The sequence below is a fragment of the Fodinibius sediminis genome, assembly GCF_900182555.1.
Classification (GTDB): domain Bacteria; phylum Bacteroidota; class Rhodothermia; order Balneolales; family Balneolaceae; genus Fodinibius; species Fodinibius sediminis.
Genome location: NZ_FXTH01000012.1, coordinates 1 through 22,345 on the forward strand (window position 1 = coordinate 1; position 22,345 = coordinate 22,345).

The 22,345-nt window shown below is 50.0% G+C and carries 19 protein-coding genes; 13 read left to right on the forward strand and 6 right to left on the reverse strand.

The window, feature by feature from the left end; genetic code table 11:
- Positions 1-292: 292 nt before the first annotated feature.
- Positions 293-1,063, reverse strand: coding sequence for a queuosine precursor transporter (locus tag FN808_RS13065; RefSeq protein WP_142715057.1), 771 nt, complete (start codon positions 1,061-1,063; stop codon positions 293-295).
- 266 nt (positions 1,064-1,329) lie between these two features.
- Here FN808_RS13065 and FN808_RS13070 point away from each other — a divergent pair, with 266 nt between their 5' ends.
- Entirely contained in the window at positions 1,330-2,259 is a 930-nt protein-coding gene (locus FN808_RS13070) for a 2-hydroxyacid dehydrogenase (protein WP_142715058.1), read from the forward strand.
- Between the two features lie 29 nt (positions 2,260-2,288).
- Here the strand turns inward: FN808_RS13070 and FN808_RS13075 are convergent, their stop codons facing one another.
- Positions 2,289-3,365: a branched-chain amino acid aminotransferase gene (locus FN808_RS13075; protein ID WP_142715059.1), complete on the reverse strand. Its 1,077-nt coding sequence runs from the start codon at positions 3,363-3,365 to the stop codon at positions 2,289-2,291.
- A gap of 300 nt (positions 3,366-3,665) precedes the next feature.
- On the opposite strand from FN808_RS13075, the gene FN808_RS13080 reads away from it, so the two are divergent.
- Positions 3,666-4,355 (forward strand): uracil-DNA glycosylase, encoded by a 690-nt coding sequence (locus tag FN808_RS13080; RefSeq protein WP_142715060.1) that lies wholly within the window; start codon positions 3,666-3,668, stop codon positions 4,353-4,355.
- A 61-nt stretch (positions 4,356-4,416) separates the two neighbouring features.
- On the opposite strand, the gene ppc is transcribed toward FN808_RS13080, so the two are convergent.
- Positions 4,417-7,212: a phosphoenolpyruvate carboxylase gene (ppc, locus tag FN808_RS13085; protein ID WP_142715061.1), complete on the reverse strand. Its 2,796-nt coding sequence runs from the start codon at positions 7,210-7,212 to the stop codon at positions 4,417-4,419.
- Between the two features lie 87 nt (positions 7,213-7,299).
- Between ppc and FN808_RS13090 the strand changes: the two genes are divergently transcribed.
- From FN808_RS13090 to glyA, 8 genes are all read left to right on the forward strand, one after another.
- Positions 7,300-7,875: a DNA-3-methyladenine glycosylase I gene (locus FN808_RS13090; protein WP_142715062.1), complete on the forward strand. Its 576-nt coding sequence runs from the start codon at positions 7,300-7,302 to the stop codon at positions 7,873-7,875.
- A 135-nt stretch (positions 7,876-8,010) separates the two neighbouring features.
- Complete coding sequence (locus FN808_RS13095) at positions 8,011-8,220, forward strand: hypothetical protein (RefSeq protein ID WP_142715063.1); 210 nt, start codon at positions 8,011-8,013, stop codon at positions 8,218-8,220.
- A gap of 335 nt (positions 8,221-8,555) precedes the next feature.
- Positions 8,556-10,808, forward strand: a complete 2,253-nt coding sequence (locus tag FN808_RS13100) for a TonB-dependent receptor (protein WP_246068357.1) — start codon at positions 8,556-8,558, stop codon at positions 10,806-10,808.
- Positions 10,809-10,810: 2 nt separating this feature from the next.
- Entirely contained in the window at positions 10,811-11,707 is an 897-nt protein-coding gene (locus FN808_RS13105) for a DUF4249 family protein (RefSeq protein ID WP_142715064.1), read from the forward strand.
- A 326-nt stretch (positions 11,708-12,033) separates the two neighbouring features.
- The gene (locus FN808_RS13110; RefSeq protein ID WP_142715065.1) at positions 12,034-12,780 is read left to right on the forward strand and encodes a ferritin-like domain-containing protein; all 747 of its coding nucleotides are present in this window, start codon (positions 12,034-12,036) and stop codon (positions 12,778-12,780) included.
- Positions 12,781-12,815: 35 nt separating this feature from the next.
- Entirely contained in the window at positions 12,816-13,619 is an 804-nt protein-coding gene (locus FN808_RS13115; protein ID WP_142715066.1) for a ferritin-like domain-containing protein, read from the forward strand.
- 260 nt (positions 13,620-13,879) lie between these two features.
- Positions 13,880-14,323, forward strand: a complete 444-nt coding sequence (rpiB, locus tag FN808_RS13120; RefSeq protein ID WP_142715067.1) for a ribose 5-phosphate isomerase B — start codon at positions 13,880-13,882, stop codon at positions 14,321-14,323.
- A 4-nt stretch (positions 14,324-14,327) separates the two neighbouring features.
- Positions 14,328-15,626 (forward strand): serine hydroxymethyltransferase, encoded by a 1,299-nt coding sequence (gene glyA, locus FN808_RS13125; protein WP_142715068.1) that lies wholly within the window; start codon positions 14,328-14,330, stop codon positions 15,624-15,626.
- A gap of 4 nt (positions 15,627-15,630) precedes the next feature.
- Here the strand turns inward: glyA and FN808_RS13130 are convergent, their stop codons facing one another.
- Entirely contained in the window at positions 15,631-15,804 is a 174-nt protein-coding gene (locus tag FN808_RS13130; protein WP_142715069.1) for a Sec-independent protein translocase subunit TatA/TatB, read from the reverse strand.
- Positions 15,805-16,119: 315 nt separating this feature from the next.
- Here FN808_RS13130 and tatC point away from each other — a divergent pair, with 315 nt between their 5' ends.
- Both tatC and FN808_RS13140 read left to right on the forward strand, forming a co-directional pair.
- Positions 16,120-16,959, forward strand: coding sequence for a twin-arginine translocase subunit TatC (gene tatC / locus FN808_RS13135; protein ID WP_246068358.1), 840 nt, complete (start codon positions 16,120-16,122; stop codon positions 16,957-16,959).
- Between the two features lie 233 nt (positions 16,960-17,192).
- Positions 17,193-17,741: an FKBP-type peptidyl-prolyl cis-trans isomerase gene (locus FN808_RS13140; RefSeq protein ID WP_142715070.1), complete on the forward strand. Its 549-nt coding sequence runs from the start codon at positions 17,193-17,195 to the stop codon at positions 17,739-17,741.
- 14 nt (positions 17,742-17,755) lie between these two features.
- Here the strand turns inward: FN808_RS13140 and alr are convergent, their stop codons facing one another.
- Both alr and FN808_RS13150 read right to left on the reverse strand, forming a co-directional pair.
- The gene (gene alr / locus FN808_RS13145) at positions 17,756-18,829 is read right to left on the reverse strand and encodes an alanine racemase (RefSeq protein ID WP_142715071.1); all 1,074 of its coding nucleotides are present in this window, start codon (positions 18,827-18,829) and stop codon (positions 17,756-17,758) included.
- Positions 18,830-18,842: 13 nt separating this feature from the next.
- Positions 18,843-20,444 (reverse strand): phytoene desaturase family protein, encoded by a 1,602-nt coding sequence (locus FN808_RS13150; protein WP_142715072.1) that lies wholly within the window; start codon positions 20,442-20,444, stop codon positions 18,843-18,845.
- A gap of 107 nt (positions 20,445-20,551) precedes the next feature.
- On the opposite strand from FN808_RS13150, the gene sppA reads away from it, so the two are divergent.
- Positions 20,552-22,342 (forward strand): signal peptide peptidase SppA, encoded by a 1,791-nt coding sequence (gene sppA, locus FN808_RS13155; protein WP_142715073.1) that lies wholly within the window; start codon positions 20,552-20,554, stop codon positions 22,340-22,342.
- Positions 22,343-22,345: the final 3 nt, after the last annotated feature.

Sequence of the window (22,345 nt, forward strand, 5' to 3'; positions counted from 1 at the left end):
CGATGTCTTCTCTTATCTGGGCAGCCTCCCGGCCGCCCGACAAGGGCTCGACGTGCGATCGTCTGTATATTCTTTCAGTATTTTTAAAGAACAAAAACTTCGATTTGACCCAACATTTTGAGCCAAAAAAACGGAGTTGAACTCAATTGCTGCTGGATTCAACCCCGTTTCGAAATTGGATTCCTAATGTAAGACATTTTGGTGGTTCGTGTCAATGTTTTTCTCGTATTTATTTTAAGAATTTTCCTTATCCCTTCTCCTGTTATTTAAAGCGCCTTTTTGTCTAAAAAAATCATGGATGAAGGCTGTATTCACTCGGGTCTTCTTCAAAATTCCGGAACAATCTGACCCCCAAATAGAAAAGTGGTGTGTCGAATAGTGCGAAGAAGAATTTAAAGAGGTAAGAATTGAGAATTAAGATGCTCAATTTGCCAATTGTATCCACCTCCTGACCAAGATTTCCAGCCACAAAAAGAATGCTCAGTATGGCGGTGGAGTCCACCAGCTGGCTCACGGTTGTGGATGCATTGTTGCGCAGCCAGAGATGCTTGCCCCTGGTCAGCCTTTTCCAAAAATGAAAGAGGCGAACATCAACCGTTTGGGCCACCAGGTATGCAATCATACTCGCGATCGTGTTGCCTACCATAAAATCATAAACTCCTTCAAAGAGATTAAGTCCACCGCTCACCCCGGCCGTATTGGGCAGCCAGTGATTTACGCTCATCAGCAACAACATAAACACATTCATCCAGAATCCGACCCAGACCACCAGCTGTGCTTTTTTACGTCCATACAGCTCCGACAGCAGGTCTGTAGCCAGAAAGGTAAAGGGATAGGCGATCACGCCCACCGGTACACTCATCGTATATATATTGTTCTCCCTGATGAGTGGCGGAATGATATCCAGCAGCCAGGGCGAAAGCTCGAGAGAAAATATTGTGACAAATTTGGTCGTTCCTATCACATTTCCCAGCACCAGTGATGTCAAAAAAATACCGGCAAGAGTAAGGAAAAGCGCATCCCTTTTGTAGGTTGCCACCGGCTTTGAATCTTCCTCATCCATATTATTTATCTCTGGCTGTTGCCGCTTTATTGAAAATACATTGACACAAAAACCCGGATATAAAAAATCACTTTTCAAGTGAAAATACAATTGCATTGGCTTATGCTTCCGGGCCGGCCGGCTGATGCATATAGAAAGCTGGATGTTCTGGCGTAATCATTGAAACACATATACCAGGCAGAAGGGACGAAAGAATGTAGCATCACTATACAGGCTTTTGTATACTTCTCCACATTCTCACTCATTCACCGAAAACCAGTCACGCCATGTCACTTCTATTTATTGCTCCCGATCGCAATATGTCGGAATGGGTGGACCAGGTTAACCGGATTGATCCAAATATTGAAATTGACCTGTGGCCGGCCATTGAAGACAAAGAACGGGTCCAGTTTGCCGTATGCTGGAACCAGCCCAGCCATATCCTGGACAGCTTCCCGAACCTGAAAGCCGTCTCTTCGCTCGGGGCAGGCGTAGACCACCTGCTTTCCGATGATGCCCTTCCCGGGGAGATCCCGATTTGCCGGATCGTCTCTTCCACACTGGTACAGCAAATGACCGAATATATACTGGGGGCCGTCATTAGCATTCGCCGCCATTACATGACATACCTGCGGCAAAAAGATCAGCAGCAGTGGCAAATCCACAATCATACCCTCCCCTCCCAGTCGTCCATTGGCGTGATGGGACTGGGCGAGATGGGGAGCCCCGTGGCCCGGCAGCTGGCGAAACTCGGATATGCCGTTTCAGGATGGTCGAGAACTCCGAAACAACTTGACAAAATTACCTGCTATGCCGGGAGGGACGAACTGCCCGACTTTTTACAGGAATCACAAATACTCATCTGCCTCCTTCCGCTCACCGACCAGACCCGAAGCATATTAGATCTTGATCTCATCAAGCAGATGAAATCTCCCGGCTGGATCATTAATGCCGCTCGCGGAGAACACCTGGTGGATGAAGATCTTATTTATGCACTCGATCGCGGCCTGCTGCGGGGGGCCTGGCTCGACGTGTTCTCCGAGGAGCCCCTGCCTGACAAGCATCCCTTTTGGAATCGCCCCAATATTATGATCACCCCGCATGCGGCCAGTATAACGCATCCCCCCGAGGCCGCCGAGCAGATCGTAGACAATTATAAACGAGCCCTGTCAGGACTGGCGTTAAAACAGAGGGTAAATCGAACATTAGGATATTAATCACGGCCACCAGCCCGTCATCAGGCCCATTAGCTGCTTACCTTTACGGGCCGAACCCAGTCAAAGGGATCTTCTGCCCGCGATCGCTGAATGTCATAGATAGTATCGTACAGTCTTTGCCCCACCGGACCCCGATCCGTTTCACGAGGGGTCACCGTTGTTCCGCTGTGATGAATCTCCTCAATAGGGGCGATGACTGCTGCGGTTCCGGCCCCAAAAGCCTCTTCAAGGGTTCCCTCTTTTCCGGCCTCAATAACCTCCTGGATAGCAATGCGTCGTTCCTCGACCGGTATCTCCCAGCTCTCGGCAAGTTGAATTACCGAGTCGCGCGTGACACCGGGCAGAATGGTTCCCTCCAGCTTCGGTGTAACCAGCACCCCGTCGATCACAAAAAAGATATTCATGGTTCCTACTTCCTCCACGTACTTGTGCTCAAAAGCATCCAGCCAGAGGATCTGATCGTAGCCTTTTTCCTTGGCTTTTTTTGCCGGATAGAAACTCCCCCCGTAATTCCCGGCAAACTTGGCGGCTCCCACACCACCTTTGACAGCACGTACGTGCTTTCGAGAGGTCGTTAATTTTACCGACTTACTGTAATAGGACCCCACGGGCGAGGTGATTACATAAAACCGGTAGGTTTCGGAGGGATTGGCGGCTATGACCGAATCAAAAGCAGTCACGAAGGGACGGATATACAACACATCGCCTTCTTTGCGCGGTACCCACTTGCTGTCCAAATCAATAAGCGTGGAAATTCCCTTCAAAAACGTATCTCGATCAACAGGCGGCATGCAAATACGCTCGCACGAGCGGGCCATACGCTCATAATTTTTTTCGATACGAAAAAGGTTGACCGTCTCCTCATCCACGTAGTACGCCTTGGCACCTTCAAACACCGACTGTCCGTAGTGAAATACATGAAGGGCCGGCGGTACTTCAATAGGCCCGTAGGGTTTGATCCTGGGCTGTTTCCATTCGCCACCTGCATACTCCACTTCCAGCATGTGATCGGAAAACACCTGGCCAAATCCCAGGTTATCGAAATCAACCTTTTCCAGGCGGCTCTGTGTTGTTTTTGTGATGTCAATTGCAGTATCGGTAATCATAGCAAAAATGATTTTTGTCAAAGCTTGACGGTATAACAGTCAGTAAATGGTCTCCTTTTTTAATAATAACTATTTGTGAGAATAGCCTGCAGGCATTTACTGCGCTTGTTTAAAATAGCTTTTATTCTGGTTTATTCCATTTATTTTTTAATAATGCATGCACTCAATTTTAATCAAGTCCGACTCATTAAAAATGGGGAATCTCTTTTCCAATGGATTATCTGTACCCTATATTTCAGGCCCTAAAAAACCGATGCCGGACCAATCATAACTTACTACTTATAAGTATTTTTCCACCTCATGAACAAGATCGATTCCCTTTTTGAACTTCTTCAGCAAACGCCTGAAGGAGCCTTCTTCAACCCCTGGTATCAGCACGATTCCCATCATGACCAGCATAACGACGCCCCTGCAATTCGAAGACGCCAGCTCCGGGCCTACCTTTCGGAACGCATAAGCAAGGCCAGGTACCTGTTCATTGCCGAAGCACTCGGCTACCAGGGCGGACATTTCACGGGTATTGCCATGACCTCCGAACGAATTCTGCTGGGGCATCATGAACCTGTACATGGCATTCCCTCCGACGGTGCTTTCAAGTCGGTGCAGCCGCAGCGGACCAGCAAGCCGGACCTGAAAGCCCAAGGCATGTCTGAACCCACTGCAACTATCATGTGGAAAGCCCTCTACAAGCTGGGGATTGATCCCTATGAGGCAGTGCTGTGGAATGCCCTTCCCTGGCATCCATACGATCCCTGCGACGGCATGCTCAGCAACCGAACCCCTACCGACCAGGAACTCGAACAGGGATACCCTTCTCTTGAACTGTTTCTTTCCCTTTTTCCCGGCGCCAAACGCATTGCGGTGGGACGAAAGTGCGAACAGAGCCTGACCGAATTCGGCATATCGTACGTTCCGGTGCGACATCCCGCTAACGGCGGAGCGCCCAAATTCCGGCGCCAGATGAAAGCATTGATTGAAAAAGAAGAATAAAGAGCCAGGGTTTAGCGGTTAGCCAACCCCGATTCTTCAATGCTTGGTTCGCAGTTGCAAATCAGCCGGTGCTCTGCATGGCTGCGGCAATCCCGTTAATACTCAGGAAGATCGCATTGCGCAGAGGCTCCTTGTTCTGTTCATCCACGTCATCCGCCCAGCGATCCAGCAGTTCCACCTGCATCATATTCAGCGGGTAGGTAAACGGATTACGGAACCGGATGGATTTTTTAATGACCGGGCTGTTCTGAAGCACATACTCCTGCTTGGTGATCGCCTTGATGGCCTCCTCGGCCTTGTTAAAGTCATCCGTTATCCGTTCATGGAAACTGCCGTCATCGATATCCTCGTAAATGGTTGAGGTCGGGATATGAGTCCGCGCCATTTCGCGCTGCACATTATCCAGTATGGAATTGAAAAAGATATTTTGCCCATACCACTCCTGCAGCTTCTCCAGGGCATCCTCCCCTTGACTGATCATCTCCTGGAGCGCCACGCCAACCCCGTACCAGCCCGGCACATTATATCGGACCTGGGTCCATGCAAATACCCAGGGGATGGCACGAAGATTATCGAAATCAGCAGCCTTGGCACTTCCTCTCGAGACCGGGCGCGAAGCAATCGGCAGCCGGCTGATATGCTCAATGGGCGTTTTCGTGGTATACCATTTCCAGAAATCCTCATCATCAATCAGGCTTCGGTAAGCCTTCATGGATCGCTGTGAAAGCTGTTCCATGGCTTCGTTAAACTGATCCTGCTGGTGTACCGAGTCCATCTCAGCGACCGTGATCCGGATCATAGCGTTGACAATCTGCTCGAGGTGACGCCGCGTAATAGGTGCAAGGGAATACCGGAAGGAGATCACTTCGCCCTGCTCGGTAAAGCGGATGCGCCCGTTGTTGCTGATGGGGGGCAGTGCCAGAATTGCCTCGTTCGAACGACCACCGCCCCGTCCGACGGTTCCTCCGCGACCATGGAAAAGACGGAAGTCCACCCCATACTCGTGGCACACGCGTCCCAGGCTCTGCTGTCCCTTATCCAGGGCCCAGTTGGCCATCCAATACCCGCCGTCCTTGTTACTGTCGGAATAGCCGAGCATAATTTCCTGGAAGTTGTCCCGGGCCTGGAGCTGTTTTTGATAGAGTTCATTTTCGTAAATCTTGCTCATCAGCTTTCCGCACATTTCAAGATCTTCAATAGTTTCAAAGAGCGGAACAACATCGATATCGCTTTCTACCCTGCCATCCTCTTCGCTCCACAGGCCAGCCTCTTTAGCCAGCACCAGCACCTCAAGCATATCGCTCACCCCGTGCGTCATACTGATGATGTAACTGCCAAAACTGTTTTTATCCAGCGCCAGCATCTCCCCGATCAAAGAGAAGACCTTCAGCATCTGGGTCGTCTCATCACTCAGATGAATCCGGACCGGCGAAAGGGGCCGCGGGTTGCTCAGTTCCTTGTTTAGCAGATCCAGCTTCTCCTCTTCGGAAAGGTCCCCGTAATTGTCGGTAACCTCGGCAACAGAAAGGAGTTCCGATACGGTATTTTCGTGAATACCGCTGTGCTGGCGTATATCCAGGGCGGCCATGTGGAAACCGAATGTTTTGGCACGAACAATCAGGTGATGAAGCTTGCCATAGGAGCTCACTTCTTCCAGTCCCGATGCTCGCAGACTTTCTGCAATAAGCTCCAGCTCGTCAATAAAATCTTCTGCCGTGTATCGTTTGGCTTCTTCAATGATATAACTGCGGTCCTCATTCTTCAGTACCTCAAGCTGATGTCTCAGCTTATGCATCATGTGGGTTACCTTTCGCCGGTATGGCTCCTGCTTGTACAGGCGCTGATACCGCTCCGAAAGCGTGTCGAACTGTTCATCTTCTTTAAGCGAAACCTCCAGCTCGTCTGAGATTGCAAATTTGTTTTGAGAGATACTCAGATAGCGGCGCAGCTCATCGAGTTCCCGGAGATACAGCTCCATTACATTCTCGCGCTGCTCCAGGATCGTTTCCCAGGTCACCTCCGAGGTTACGTTGGGATTCCCGTCGCGGTCACTCCCGATCCAGGAACGGTACTGTAAAATTGTTGAAAAGTCGGGGACCTCATCATAATAGGTGCGGAAGGCATTCCGGAGGTCGTCGTAGAGCACCGGCACGGTTTCCCAGATGGCGTTCATAAAGTAAAACATCCCGTTTTCAACTTCATCCTCCACCGTCACTTTTTCGGTGCGCACCTCATCGGTGGCCAGCAGCAGGTGAATCTCGTTGAGGATCTCCATCGTCTGGGCTGTCCGTTCGTCCGGAGTCAGATCGCCCTGCCGCAGCTCGTTAATCATCCTGGTAATGCTCTGCTGTTTCAGCAACACGCTGTGACGCCGCGCCTCGGTGGGATGGGCCGTAATGGTGGGCTGAATATCAAGCTTCCCAATCACCTCTGCTGCTTCCTGGGCCGAAAAGCCCTCCGTTTTAAGGAAGTGAACAGCTTCGTCGATACTTTCCCTGCGGGGCGATTCCGGATCCATCTCAATAGCCCGCTCCCGGTTAATTCGGGTAATCTCTCGCTGTTCCTGGGAGTTCATGAGATGAAAAAAGACCGTATAATAACGCAGAAGACGCGTAATCTCATCGGTGGACAGATCTGATATCTGCCCCTTCATCTCCTGAAATGCATCTTCATCGCCTTCGTCGAACGCCCGGGCCGCCAGCTGGGGAAGAGCCACCAGCTCTTGTAGAAAATCATCATTTTCCTTTCGACTCAGTACCTTCTCCAGGAAATGCGTCAGCGATTCCACCTGGTTTGAGAGAACTTTACTTATATCACTTTTTTCGGCAAATTGGTCAACGAGTTTTTCCCAGTGCATCGGTTTGATACCTTTATTGTTGATACGTTAATTATAAATACATTCGGATACGCCCAACCTTAACCTTCATTTATCAAAAAGGCAATTATGAAAAATCGCTGTTCATGGTGCGAAGACACCTTTGAAGAATATATCCGTTACCATGATGAGGAATGGGGCGTGCCGGTGCATGACGACCGCACTCATTTTGAATTTTTGACCCTAGAAAGCGCACAGGCCGGATTAAGCTGGAGTACCATCCTTAAAAAGCGGCAGGGCTATCGACAGGCGTTTGCTAACTTTAAGGTCCGGGAAGTGGCAGAATTTGACGAATCCAACGTTCAGAAACTCCTGAATAATCCGGCAATTGTTCGCAATAAGCTTAAAATTCGTTCGGCAATCAACAATGCCCGGCGCTTCCTCGAGGTGCAGGAAGCTTTCGGCAGCTTTGATCAATACATCTGGTCGTTCGTTGACGGGACCCCGATACAGAACAACTGGACCACGCTTGAAGAGGTTCCTGCAACCACCGAACTCTCGGATACATTCAGCAAGGATCTAAAGCAGCGGGGCTTTAAATTTGTAGGCAGCACCACCATGTATGCCCACCTTCAGGCGGCCGGACTGGTCAATGACCACCTGGTATCCTGTTTTCGATATGCCCAGGTAAAAGAGATGGCCTGAACGCACAAAATTCGGGCTCAAAAAATAATCTTTCCCTCAAATGCTGTATTTCATGTAGCAAAAAAGTTCATTTTTTCTATCTTTAGCCTACATTCGAAATGCAAATGATTATTATTATTCAAATCTGTTTAGAATATGCGTTCTACATTTTCTTTGGAAGAAGTTGGTAAAATGCTGGATATGGACGCCAGTGAGGTAAAAAAGGAAATCGAAGATGGCCACTTAACGTATTCTTTTGATGAAGGCAAGAAGCGGGTCTCCCTGTATGATCTGGAAAAGTATATGGGAGCAGAACAGACCCGTAAAATAACCCAGGAGTTTCTTAGAAACGAAAACGCTGAGTAATTTTCCCTGTCCCCCCATCATGCTCAGGGAATCACGCAAAGGCTGTACCAGACTGTTCGAGCAGACCGCTCCCCGGCGGTGTACGTGAATCTATTGATCATCATCAGGGAGCTTGCCAGCAGAGAGGCGTATGTGGGCGCGCGCACTGAATGCAGCTGATAGACGTCGCATAATGAGTCTCCGATACAGGGTGATGCTTCATCCACGGACCGCCCTAGCAATACCCTCCTGTTGTGGTCAAAACTTTGCAATTAAATTCGTAGTTTTTGCTAACGGACCGCTGTGTGCTCATCAGCTCACAATATCATCATATGATATGTAAACCTTTTCAAGACGTGAAAAAAACCGCCCTTCTGTTTTTGATGCTCTTCCCCCTGCTTGCCTCAGCCCAGCAATCAGCTTCCGTAAGTGGTTATATCACCGATGCAGCCACCGGGGAGACCCTTATTGCCGCCAATGTAGCTTTACTGGATAGGCGCCAGGGAACCACCACCAACACCTCGGGCTACTACAGCCTGCAAAATATTGAACCCGGTGTCTATACCATCGTCGTCTCCTACATCGGCTACCAGCAGTATCGCCGCGAAATAACACTGCAACCGTCGGAAAACCGCCGCCTCGATATCCGGCTTAGTCAGAAGGGTTACCGGCTGGATGAGGTAGTGGTGCAGTCGGAAAGGGAGCAGGAGGAACAGCGGGCCATCGGGACCGCACAGGTCAAGACCGAATTCATCAGGAAAGTGCCGAGTGTGTTCCAGGCCGACGTGTTCCGTTCCCTTCAGTTGCTTCCGGGCGTCAAGGCCGCCTCTGACTTCTCGAGCGGATTATACATCCGGGGCGGAAGTCCCGACCAAACACTCATTTTGCTTGATCGCACCACCGTTTACAACCCGTCCCATTTCTTTGGATTCTTTTCCACCTTCAATCCTGATGCCGTCAAAGACGTGCGTCTCTACAAGGGAGGATACCCGGCCAAATACGGCGGTCGACTCGGCTCGGTGCTGACTATTTTCAACAAGGATGGCAACCGCAATGAGTTTGAGGGATCCATTACACTGGGCATGCTGGCCTCCCGGGCTTCGGTGGAAGGCCCCTTTAAAAAAGGCTCCTGGATGTTTGCCCTGCGCCGATCCACCCTCGAGCCCCTGCTGGCAATCCTGCAACAAACCCAGGATAATATTCCCGAAGATTTCGCCTTCCTCGACATAAATGGAAAAGTCAATTTTGATGCCACGGGCGATGACAAACTATCGCTGGCATTCTACAGCGGAAGCGACAACCTCAAATTCCCCTTTGCCGAAGATGCGGGCATTAATCTGGAATACGGCAACCAGACACTGAGCGGGACATGGACCCATATTTTCTCTGAAAAAGTGTTTTCAAATTTCACACTCACCGGTTCCCGCTACTTCAACTATCCCTCGTTCAATATTGCGGCGACACCGTTTGAACGCTCCAACAACATTTACGATTTCTCGGCCAAAGGGGACATCGAATATTACCCCGACGACCGCCATGAACTGTCGGCAGGCTTTTGGACCGGCCTCCTGACCCTGAAACTCCAGGATAAATTCGACGGCGAACCCACCTTCCGTTCCCGCACTCACTCCCAATACGGGTCCTTTTACATCCAGGATCGATGGGAGGTGAATAATCAGTTTATCCTTACGCCCGGCCTTCGCCTCAATGGATTCAGCGAAGGTGGATACCTGCGGCTGGCCCCGCGCCTGGCTGTCGAATACCGCCCCTCCGACCGTATACGCCTTCAAGGGGCCTATGGCCGCTATCACCAGTTTCTGACCCTCGATTCCAACGAAGCATTTACCGGTTTTGATATATGGCTCACCGCCGATGACGAGGTACCCCCGGCCTCGGGCAACCAGTATGTAATCGGGCTCAAGACCTCTCCCTGGGAGCGTTACAACCTGGACGTGGAATTTTACTATCGCACAATGGAAAACCTGTTTGAACCCGATCCCTTTTTGCCCGACCAGGCCGGCCTCCCCTATAAAGAAACCTTCCGATTTGGCCGGGGATACGCCTACGGGGCCGAACTGTTTTTTGAACGGCAAGTGGGAAAGCTAACCGGTTTTGCGGGCTATACCTTCGGAGTTACGCGCCGGAAGTTTCCCGGTTTCAATGCCCCCATCCAAGAACAGGGCGCACGCTATTACCCGCCAAAATATGACCGTATCCACGACCTGAATGTGGTAGTGAACTATGAACTCAGTTCGCGATGGTCAGCTTCAGCTGTTTTTAGTTATGCGACCGGACAGGCTTATACCAAACCCCTGGGACGAACAGCAGCATTCAACTTTCCAACGACAGCCAACAGCAAGCAGCAGTTGATTGTAGGCAAAGTGAATGCCTCCCGGCTCCCTGCCTACAACCGTCTTGATGTCGGCTTCAACCGGAACGGTACATTCTTCGGACGGGGGAAGGCACAATGGCAGTTCCAGCTCATCAATGTATACTCGCGGCGAAATATCTGGTTCTATAATTACGACCTGGATGAGAACCCGGCTGAACGCGATGCCGTGCAGCTTCTGCCGATTCTTCCTTCAATTTCTTACACCCTGAATTTTTAGCTATGTATCGTATTCTTTTCCTCGCAATGGTAAGCGTGACCCTTCTTTACGGCTGTGAGTTATACCAGCAGGACCGTTACAAGGAATACTATGTCGTTGAATCCTATCTCGTCGCCCACAATTCCCTCCCGGAAGTTCTGCTCAGCAAAACCGTTCCGCTCGAGGAAGAATACAGTTACAAGGATGCCGCCATCGACAATGCCGAAGTAGAAGTACGATGGCTCAATGCCGACAGCACGATTCGCCGAAGATATCCCTACACCTTCAGCAAAGACGGTATCTATGCTCCCGTACAATCCGCCACCGTCCGGGAAAAACAGCTCTACCAGCTTCTTGTTACCCTGCCCAGCGGCGACAGTATTGAAGCCAAGACATTCGTGCCCGGCGATTTTAAAACAGTGAACCGCGACGAGTTGTCCGATCGTTATGTATACCAGGGTGATGAGCAAATAGAAATTACAACAACGCCAAGCGGTTATATCACCGACCGCCAAACCTACTATGTTTTCACCATCGTGGCTGAAGAAACGGATTCTACAAACCTGACACCTTTTTATGCTGATTTGGTTGAGGAACAGGACAACAGCATTGAAAATTTTTACATCAACTCCTCGGGGATCATCAACGAGGGCAACTACGAGCGGAATTCCGACAATAATATCAGCCTCAAGGTACCCTGGATCTCTTTTTCCTTTTACGGCCACAATGCCGTGGTTGCCAACGCCATAGACGATAATATGTATGATTTCTTACGCTCCCAGAGCGTACAGACCGGCGGCACCAGCCTTTCTCCCGGTGAGATTCAGAATATACGCTACAACATCAATGGAGGAATAGGAATTTTTGGAAGCCTGGCCAGCGATACAAACCGATTCCAGATTCTAAGGCCCAGCCCCTGATCCCTGAACCGCCGCTCCCGGGGCTGCACCCTTGCGAACAAAATCGGGCCATTCACCAACAATAATCTCCTATCTTCCACTCTTCATCCGTCATGACCATTGTGCCACTCTCCGTTTGACGGCAATCTTACAGCAGAAATCCCTTCCTGTAATATCTTGAACCCATTCCACGGGTTGCCCCCCTTCCTGAAAAACTGAAAATCTTTTTTTGAAAAAAATAAATCCGCTGCTCTAAACACTTCGTACAGTACGGTGTAGCACGCTGACAATTAATTCGAATCACTGTATTGAATTAACTCATTCAAACATAAAACGAGGATACCATTATGGCAGATAACAAGCAGAAGCCTGAACGTAGCAATCCACTGACAGGCAATACTAATACTATTTCCAGGAAAAACTTTTTCAAGTATGCCGGTGCATCAGCAGCAGGAGCTCTTGCTGTCGGACTGTATGGATGCGGGGACGACAATAACCCGATGGGACCCCCCATGTCGGAAGATGCCGTTAAGCTGGGCTCGGGCGACGTGGGTATTCTGAATTATGCCTATGCGCTTGAACAGCTGGAGGCCGCCTTCTATACCGAAGTCATGAACACCCCGTACAGCGGGATGACCGATGAAGAAAAGCAGGTGCTCGAAGACCTGCGCAAACATGAGGTGGCACACCGCGACTTTTTCAAAGCAGCTATCAGCCGGGATGCCGGAGAAGATGCCATTATTCCGGGCCTGACGCCCAATTTTGAAGCCATTGATTTTTCCGATCGTACCAGCGTTCTGGAAACAGCCGTCGCCTTCGAGGATCTCGGAGTTTCAGCATATAATGGTGCCGGACAATTGATCAGCGCAGACGGCATTCCCTATTTGGTACAGGCCGGTAAAATTGTATCTGTTGAGGCACGCCATGCGGCGGCAGTTCGTGACCTGCTCAATGGCGGGGCCTCCTTTGCGGGTGATGACATCGTCGATCCGGAGACCGGCCTCGATCGCTTTCTATTGCCTGCCGATGTTCTTGCAGCCGCAGCAAACTTCATCGAAGAGGAAATCGACGCCAGTAATCTTCCGTCTGCATAGCCACTATTTAATTCAAAAATAATTGAGTGATTATTATGGGTTTATTAAAACTTTTGAACGAAATCGATACTGCACAATTAGACAAAGAAGTCAAAGATCAGTTTCTGAGCCGAAAGGATGCGCTGGGAAAGTTGAGCAATTTCAGCAAAAAGCTGGCTGTTGCGGCCCTGCCTCTCGGAGCAGTTAGTACGCTAGCCGGCCCGGCCCGGGCTCAGGACTCAGGGCAAATTATCTCTAGCCTGAATTTTGCGCTCACCCTGGAGTTCCTGGAATACCGGTACTATGAGAAGGGCCTTGCTTCAGGCGTCATCGATGCCGAAGATCAGGCGATATTTGCACAGATAGAAAAACACGAGGAAGCCCATACCCTGGTACTGCAGGATACGATCAACTCGCTGGGCGGAACCCCTGTTGAAGAGCCCGCCTTTGACTTTACGGCTGGCGGCACCTTTGATCCCTTAAACAGTTACGCCCAGTTTCTCGCTCTTTCGCAGGCTTTCGAGGACACCGGCGTGCGGGCCTATAAAGGACAGGCGGGTAATGTTGCAGGCTCAGCAGCGGTATTGACAGCAGCGCTGCAAATTCACTCCGTGGAAGCGCGACACGCCTCACAGGTACGGAGAATGCGGGGCTCGAAAGGATGGATCACCCAGGATAATGGTATTGAAGGGGTTTCACAGGCCGATGCCGTCTACGCCGGGGAAGACAGCACGACCCAGGCCGAAGCGAATGTCACTGCTGTAACCGAAATCGATGCCAACGGCATTACTGAAGCCTGGGACGAGCCGCTTACCATGGATCAGGTAAACAGTGTTGCAAGTTTATTCATCGAGGGCTGAACATCCTGTACTTATCCCCCGACAAGGGACTTCCTGGCTGGAAGTCCCTTTTTTTATTCCGTTGCCTCCCCACGATCAGCCGGAAGTTTCCCTGCTCGCCTATCACAATCAGCTCTCCCGGGATGACAAAGCAAGAAAGACATTCCGGAATCAGAATAAAGAAAAATAAAAAATACGGCTTTATCCTTCTCCTTCCCTTTGGTCTTAGGATTTTTTTCGAGATATTTATGGAGTTCTGAAAATTAAGAAAAACAACTGTTATGATTATACCCATAGCAAGCGATCACGCCGGTTTTGAAACCAAGGAAAAAGTCAAAAAGCTGCTTGAAGAACTTGGATACATGCCGGTAGACTATGGTACGCATACCGAAGAATCAGTGGACTACCCCGATTACGCTGTTCAAGTTGCTGAAAAGATAAACCAGGGTGAGCACGAGCAGGGGATCCTGGTTTGCGGCAGCGGACAGGGCATGTGTATGACCGCCAACAAGTACCCCAATATACGTGCAGCCCTGGTCTATGATGAAAATTCTGCTCGCATGACCCGTCAGCATAACAATGCCAATATCCTCTGCCTGCCGGGACGTCAGCTGGAATCCGACGAGCTGAAGAAAATCATTGTAGCGTGGCTCGAAGCTGAATTTGACGGGGGGCGTCACGAACGACGCATCAACAAAATCAAAAGCCTAACCGAGAACAATTAAATTCATGAAACCACTTTCACAACAGGACCCCGCCATCTATCAATTGCTCGATGAGGAGAAAGAACGGCAGAATAATAATTTAGAGCTTATTGCATCTGAAAATTTTGCTTCCAGAGCGGTCATTGAAGCCATGGGATCCACTCTTACGAACAAGTATGCCGAAGGATTGCCGGGCAAACGCTATTATGGCGGATGCGAAGTGGTTGACAAGGTCGAAGAGAAAGCCCGCGAACGAGCCAAGAAACTGTTTGGTGCTTCCTGGGTCAATGTACAGCCGCATTCCGGTGCCCAGGCGAATGCAGCGGTCTATTTGGCATTTATGGAACCCGGAGAAACACTTCTGGGACTGGACCTCTCGCACGGGGGGCACCTTACCCACGGATCACCGGTTAATTTTTCCGGTTTGCTCTATCATTCCGAATTTTATGGTGTGAATAAAGAAACGGGCCAGATTGACCTTGAGCAGGTTCGGCGCAAGGCAAAAGAGGTCCAGCCCAAACTTATTTCCATCGGGGCTTCAGCCTATCCCCGCGATTTAGACTATAAGGCGTTCCGTGAAATTGCCGACGAGGTCGGGGCTTACCTCTGGATGGACATGGCCCATACTGCGGGTCTTATTGCTGCGGGCGTGCTGAACAATCCCCTGCCCTATTGCCATGTGGTGACGACAACCACCCATAAAACACTGCGAGGCCCCCGGGGTGGAATGATCTTGCTGGGGGAAGATGGTGAAAACACCCTGGGAGTAACTGCCCGCAAGTCCGGACGAACAAAAAACTGGAGCGAAGTACTTGATTCCAGCGTATTTCCCGGTACTCAAGGAGGTCCCCTGATGCATGTTATTGCATCCAAGGCCGTTGCATTCGAGGAAGCTCTACAAGACGATTTTGTTACTTATCAGGAACAGGTCAAAGCCAATGCCAGCGCCATGGCCGAGGCTTTTATGGATAAGGGTTATAAATTAGTCAGCGACGGCACTGACAACCATTTGATTCTCATTGATCTTCGGAACAAAGGACTTACAGGTAAAACGGCTGAACAGGCGCTTGAAGAAGCCAACATCACCCTTAATAAAAATATGGTTCCTTTTGATACGGAGAGCCCGTTTGTAACTTCAGGCATCCGCATTGGCTCTCCCGCCATGACGAGCCGCGGCTTCGGCAAAGATGAATTCGTCAAAGTCGCAGAGCTGATTGATCGGGTTCTCCAAGACCCCGCTGACGAGAGTACCATCGCCGATACACGAAAAGAGGTTACCGACATGTGCCGGGATTTCCCGCTATATAATTTTGTAACTGCTTAACACGTTATTTCTTGTTGCCGTCCGCGTCTTCATCCTCATTTTTTGATTTTTTTGAAACACGCTGAAATTCATTAATACCCTGACCAATACCGCGTGCTAGCTCAGGTATTTTCCGGGCCCCGAAAAACAGGATGATAACGGCAACAACAATAATAATTTCCGTTGCTCCAAAAGTCATAAAAGTACGTTTTAAGTGAAAGTGTTATTATCTTTTCATACAGTTTAACAAAACCGAAGCATTTAAAATAATTTTAGTTCGTAAAAATATAGCCTTGCATACCGTATTGTAGCTTAGGAAGCCGGCCATTGAAGAGGTATTGTTCAGAGGCAACTTTGTACACCTCTTTGTTGTTCCCGTGACACCTCCTGTAAGAACAGATTGAAGCCGAACTGCAATAAAAGTTCATCTGTCTATTGCATAAGGCCTGAACAGACACTATCATCTGTGATGGTTAATTCATTTAATAATTTTCGTATTTAATTCATTAGATTTGTGGAAGAACGAGAAACGATGACGAAGAATCCGCCCGCTGCGAAGATGCCGGAGGATCGAACACAAGACATGGCTTTTCTGGATCACCTGGAAGAACTTCGCTGGCGCATCCTCAAAGGACTGGGAGGAATCGGAATTGGTGTTCTTATTGCCTTCATCTTTGGCGACTTTTTTGTTGATGTCGTCATCCTGGGACCGACAAACTCCGACTTTATCGTCTATAGCCTGCTCGGTATCGATGCTGTCGACCTGACCCTGCAAAGCCGTAAGCTGCCGGGACAGTTTTTCACCTATTGGGGCACCCTTATTGTGCTGGGGGGCATTATAGGCTCTCCCATATTCTTTTACCAGTTGTGGGCCTTTATTGAACCGGCCCTGGAAAGCAGTGAAAAATGGAAATCCCGGGGGCATACGCTCTTTATCACTTTCTTTTTCCTGCTTGGAGTGGCATTCGGCTATTTTGTACTGGTTCCCTTTGCCCTGCAGTTTTTCACTCAGTTCCAGATATCCACGGCCATCCATAACGACTTTGATATTAATGAATATTTCAGCTCACTGACCATGTGGGTTCTTTCCTGCGGGGTCATCTTTCAATTGCCGGTGCTCAGCTACTTTTTGTCGAAATTTGGACTGCTGACGCCCGAGTTTCTCGTCAGCTACCGGCGCCACGCCATTATTTTCTGTTTTGTTCTTTCGGCATTCCTGACCCCCCCGGACCCTGTATCCCAGGTCCTGATTGCCATACCCCTGGTGTTGCTTTTCCAACTTTCGATCTGGATCAGCAAAATTGCTGTCCGCAAGCGAAAAAAAGAACTCGACAAGGCATTCGGTGATGCCTGATACGTATTATAACCTGTAATATTGCGGCTTTCCTGCCCGTTCTAAAAACCTTACATTCAGGGATGACATATGCGGTGTAAATAAGTTTTATGGAACAGCGGAACAGCCGTACTACCAGACGGGCGGCATACCATATACAGCGGCCCTGATAACAAGTAGGTATCATATTGCAGGACACCGTATTCAGCTTTAATCTGTTCCCCGAAATTCAAGGACATAAGAATTTTACTTAGATGATGTCGTTCAATAAAAAATCTACCTTCCTTTTTCTCACTCCCCTTCTGCTGGCCATCTTTCTGGTTCAGGCCTGCGGTGATGGCCCGTCCTATTACCGGCAAGTGGAGCTGACCCCGCCCGAACCTTATGACACGGCACAGGCCGTAGACGACACTACCACAGACGACGGGCTTACCATCTATGTACTGGAAGAAGGCGAGGGGCGACCTGAAAAGACCGTAACGGCCCGCGACCAGGTATACGTACGATATACCGGCCGCACGGAAGATGGCAAAGCCTTTGACAGCAGCTATAAGAATGGCTCGGAATCACCGGCCATTTTACAAAACCTCACCCCGGTACCGAAAACATCTGCCAACGGCCAGACCATCAATCCCCTTATCGATGGATTCCGACGCGGGCTGCTGGGCATGGCGGAGGGCGAGAAGAGAACACTGGTCATACCTCCCGAGCTTGGATACGGTGATCCTGACAAGAACTACAGTGGAAGTGACCTGGAAGACAAGACCCTCCGCTTTGACATCGAACTGGTAGAAATCCTGTAGCCAGAAACAGCGGCCTACCCGTACTGAAGATGTTCTCTTGGAATCTGCTTATCGATTCCTGTGAGGATTTCATACGGAATCGTATCCAGTTTCCGGGCCCACTCGTAGGCATCATTGCCCTTGTACAGGAGTTCAACCTCCGTACCCGGCTCATAGTAATCCTGACCCAGGTATACCATACAGTAATTCATTGTAATCGTACCCACCACCTTGTAGGTGTTCCCGCCTATGTGCACCCCAAACTGGCGGCCCGACAAGCCTCGCTTGAGTCCATCCTCGTATCCGACTGGAAGAATGCCAAGGTATCCATCTGCCGGAGCCTGCCATTCGGCCCCGTAGCTTACCGATGCCCCTGCTTTTATTCTCTTGGTCTGGGCGATAAATGAATGCCATCTCAGGATCGGAGCCAATCCCTCAATGGTGATGTCACCCGGCGCATAGCCATATAATCCTATACCCAGGCGAACCATGTTAAACCGGCTGGTATCATAAAAAGCCGTGCCCCCGGTGTTTGCGATATGTGCGGTTAATTCTTCCGGGAAGTGCGACTGGATTTTTCGAAAGATATCGTGCTGTTCGGATACCAGTGGGAACCCGGGTTCATGCGCGGTAGCAAAATGGCTGTATATTCCGGTACAAAAAAGCTCGCTGTACTCCCGGACCATCTGAGCAATCTCTTCGGCCTGTGAGGGGAGGAATCCCAGCCGTCCCATACCCGTATCAAAATTAAGGTGATAGGAAGTCCCGTTGGGAACCCATTCGAAGTGTTCTCTGGAGCTTATCGTGGCTGTCAGGTTATGTACCCGGTACTGTGATACCATTTTCTGCTGCGGCACCTCAAAAACAAGAATGGGTTTTGCAATCCCGTTCTCGCGAAGTTCAATACCCTCCTGGATGGCATTTACAGCAAAGGCTTGTACTTTCGCATCCAGGGTCTGTGCTATTTCAACGGCTCCATGTCCATAACCATCAGATTTGACCACTGCCATGATCCTTGTCTCTGGATCTAAAAACCTGCTAAATGTCGCGAGATTTTTTAACAACAGACGATGATTTACGGTTACCGTAGAATTAGATTTTCTAATCATGGTAAAACATCGATTAAAATTTAAACCAGGGTGTTTGTCCGAAATCTTTCAATATGACACGGGCGGCATTATAGCCCGCTGCTCCAAATACCCCCCCTCCCGGATGACAGGAAGCGGATGACAGGTATAAATGTTCAATGGGTGTCTTGTACTCACTCATCTCGGGAATCGGCCGAAACATGAACATCTGATCAAAGCTCATCTCCACATGCATAACATTCCCGCGGGGCATGGCGTGCTTGCGCTCGATATCCAACGGTGACTGAATGTACCAGTCGATCAGCTTCCCCTTCATATTGGGGGCATAACGGCAGACCACATCATAAATCTTTTGCGCCTCCCGCTCCCGGATATTGTCCCAGTGCAAGTTGTCCTGCAATGCATATGGATGCCACTGGGCCCAGGCATACAGGGTGTGTCCCCCGCTCGGGGCAACCTCCGGGTCAATCTTTGAAAATGTCATAGCCAGAACGGCCGGATCCTCCGGCGGTCGCTTTTTGAGATAATCGCCAATAGCATTATTCATATACGCCACCGAGGGAGCCAGCAACTGCATCCCGTTGTGGACATAGGCATCATCAGGGCAGGCCTCATAGCGTGGCAACTCTTCCACCGCGCACCGAATTACCATGCCAAAGCCATTTCCCACGTTAATATTTTCAATTTTCCTATAGGTACTCGCAGGCAGATGATCTCTGCCTACCAGTCCCATCATTGTTGTTTGCACATGTGCATTGGAAATCACAATTCCGGCACGATACTCTCGTTCCTCGGTTCGGACGCCCACTGCTTTGCCCTCTTCAACCAGAATTTGCCGGACTGGCGTTCCGGTAACTACAGTTCCACCATGAGACTCCAGGCAACGTGCAAGAGCCTGGGTGAGCATGCCGCTGCCCCCACGGGGATGCTTGGCCCCGCTTTGATGCAACATCGACTGCCAGCCCGCAAAATCACCAGTGGCCGGATGATCAGGCGTGGGGCCCGACTGGGCCGCAAACCAGGTAAGCGCTGCTTTCATGTAGGGACTTTCAAACGCATCATCCACCACTTTGCCGTAGCTGCTCAGAATTTTCTGCAATCCGCTGGTTTGTTCCCCCTTCTTGAACATCGTGCCGTCACGCATCTGCCCTTTGGCGAGCTCCACGAACAGGTTTTTTCCACTGGGCGGCACCATGAAAGCCTTGAGAACCCCTTTGTTAACCCGCTCCCAAAAATGGATAAACTCCCGGTAGTTTCCCACATCCTCCGGGGCTACCTCAGCTATGGATTCCAGGGTTCGATCCAGATCTTTGAAGAAGTGGATGACCCCCTTGCCGTCCGGCACCGGATACGACATCATCGGATCCATACTGATATACTCCAAACCATACTTTTTCAACTCCAATTCCTCGAGAATGCCGGTCTGATGGATCATGATATGAACCGACGATCCCACATCCACGCGAAAACCACGGGGATACTGCCCCGAACGAAACATCGTTTCTGTTGCCACTGCTCCACCCAGCATCTCGCGCCGTTCCAGCACTGTGACCCTGTACCCCTCCCTGGCAAGATAACAGGCTGTAACCAACCCATTGTGTCCCGATCCCACCACAACCACATCTTGTCTGCTCATTATGACCCCATTTCAGTTTCTAACATTATTACAGATTTTTCGTATCCTACAACTTACAAAATTCACGATCTTTTAATTTTGAAATCACTGATCCAATCCAAGCACTTATGAATTTTTTTAAAACACTCATCGCCACTATGGTGGGATTTTTTTTGGCGGCAGGTCTCCTGCTAATTATCCTGGTCGTTACCATTTCCAGCAGCTCCCGGCAGCCCGAACCATACGTGCAAAACAACTCTGTTCTCAAGATTGGTTTGCGCGGGGCCCTGCCCGACCGCTCGGTTACCAGCCCCTGGGAGGAAGTATTCAACCAGAGCAGCAATGATAAGGTGTCGCTGGAAACATTGAAAGAAAATCTGGCTAAAGCACGGGTTCACGACAATATCAGGGGAGTATGGCTGCAGATTGACTTCATCAGTGAGGGATGGGCGAACCTGCAGGAGGCTCACCGGATGATCAGTGCCTTCCGCGACAGTTCCGATAAGTTTGTCTATGCAAACACCGGCGATATTGGCTATAATGAAAAAGGGTACTTTTTAGCAACTGCAGCAGACTCTATTTTCTCCGCACCGGAAACCTTCTTCGAGTTTGATGGTTTCTACAGCCAGGTCATGTTCTATGACGGACTGTTAGAAAAACTGGGCGTTGAAGCTGAAGTAACCCGCCACGGAAAATACAAGGGAGCGGTAGAACCTTATTACCGCAGAGACCTGTCCGATGAAAACGAATATCAGCTCACCCAGCTGCTGGATGAGGTTCACCGGACATTTATGAGTGCTGTGAGCGAAAAGAGCGGCCGTACCGCTGAAGAGCTGGACGCACTTATGAACGGGCAACCCCGGCTCACCTCGAAATTCGCCTATGATGAACATCTGGTTGACTCCCTCTTGTATGCCGATCAGCTGGAGGATTTGATCAGGCAGCGTGTTGGAGTCGAAGAGGATGCATCGCTGAAAACGGTGTCCAACCGTCGGTATGCCAATGTCTCTTCCGAATCAGCTGGTCTTACGCCCCCTTCTGCCTCTGATAAAATTGCGGTCCTCTATGCCAGGGGGCCAATCATGCCCGATGTCAACTCAACCTCGCCCTTTAATGAACAGCAGCTAATCACGGCCGACTTTATTGATGAGCAGCTAAAGAAAATAACGGAAGATGACGATATTAAAGCGCTGGTCCTCCGCGTCAACAGTCCCGGTGGTGCGGGCAGCACCTCCGATTTAATCTGGCGGAAAGTACAGGAACTCAAAGAACAGATGCCGGTTATCGTATCAATGGGGCGCGTGGCCGCTTCGGGCGGATATTATATTTCCATGGCCGCTGATTCCATTGTTGCCGAGCCAACGACTGTCACAGGTTCTATCGGCGTTTTTGCAACCAAATTCAACGCCAAGCAGCTCTTCAATGACAAGCTGGGACTGACCTTTGACGAGGTCAAGACCCATGAACATGCCGACTGGCTTTCCCAGAACCGCAGCCTGACGCCGGACGAAGAACAGGCCTTACAGTTATTCGTGGATCAGTTTTACCAAACATTTATTACCAAGGCGGCGGAAAACCGCAACATGAGTATCGAACAGGCCGACAGCCTGGGACAGGGACGCGTATGGACAGGGGCCGCGGCTCATGAGAATGGACTTGTTGACGTGCTCGGCGGGCTGGGCGAGGCCATCAGCATTGCCGGAGAGAAAGCCGGTATCAGCCAATACCGGGTTGAAAAATATCCAAAGCCCAAGTCGTTTTATGAACTGTTGATGGGCTCTGCCAATTCTCAGATCAAAGCCCTTGTAGACAGCAGCTGGCCTTCCTTTTTGAGGCCTCAGGAACTGCGACGGGATCTGTCGCTTTTCCAACAGCGTCGTGCCCTTACCCTTTTTCCATTCGATATCAACATTCAGTAGCTG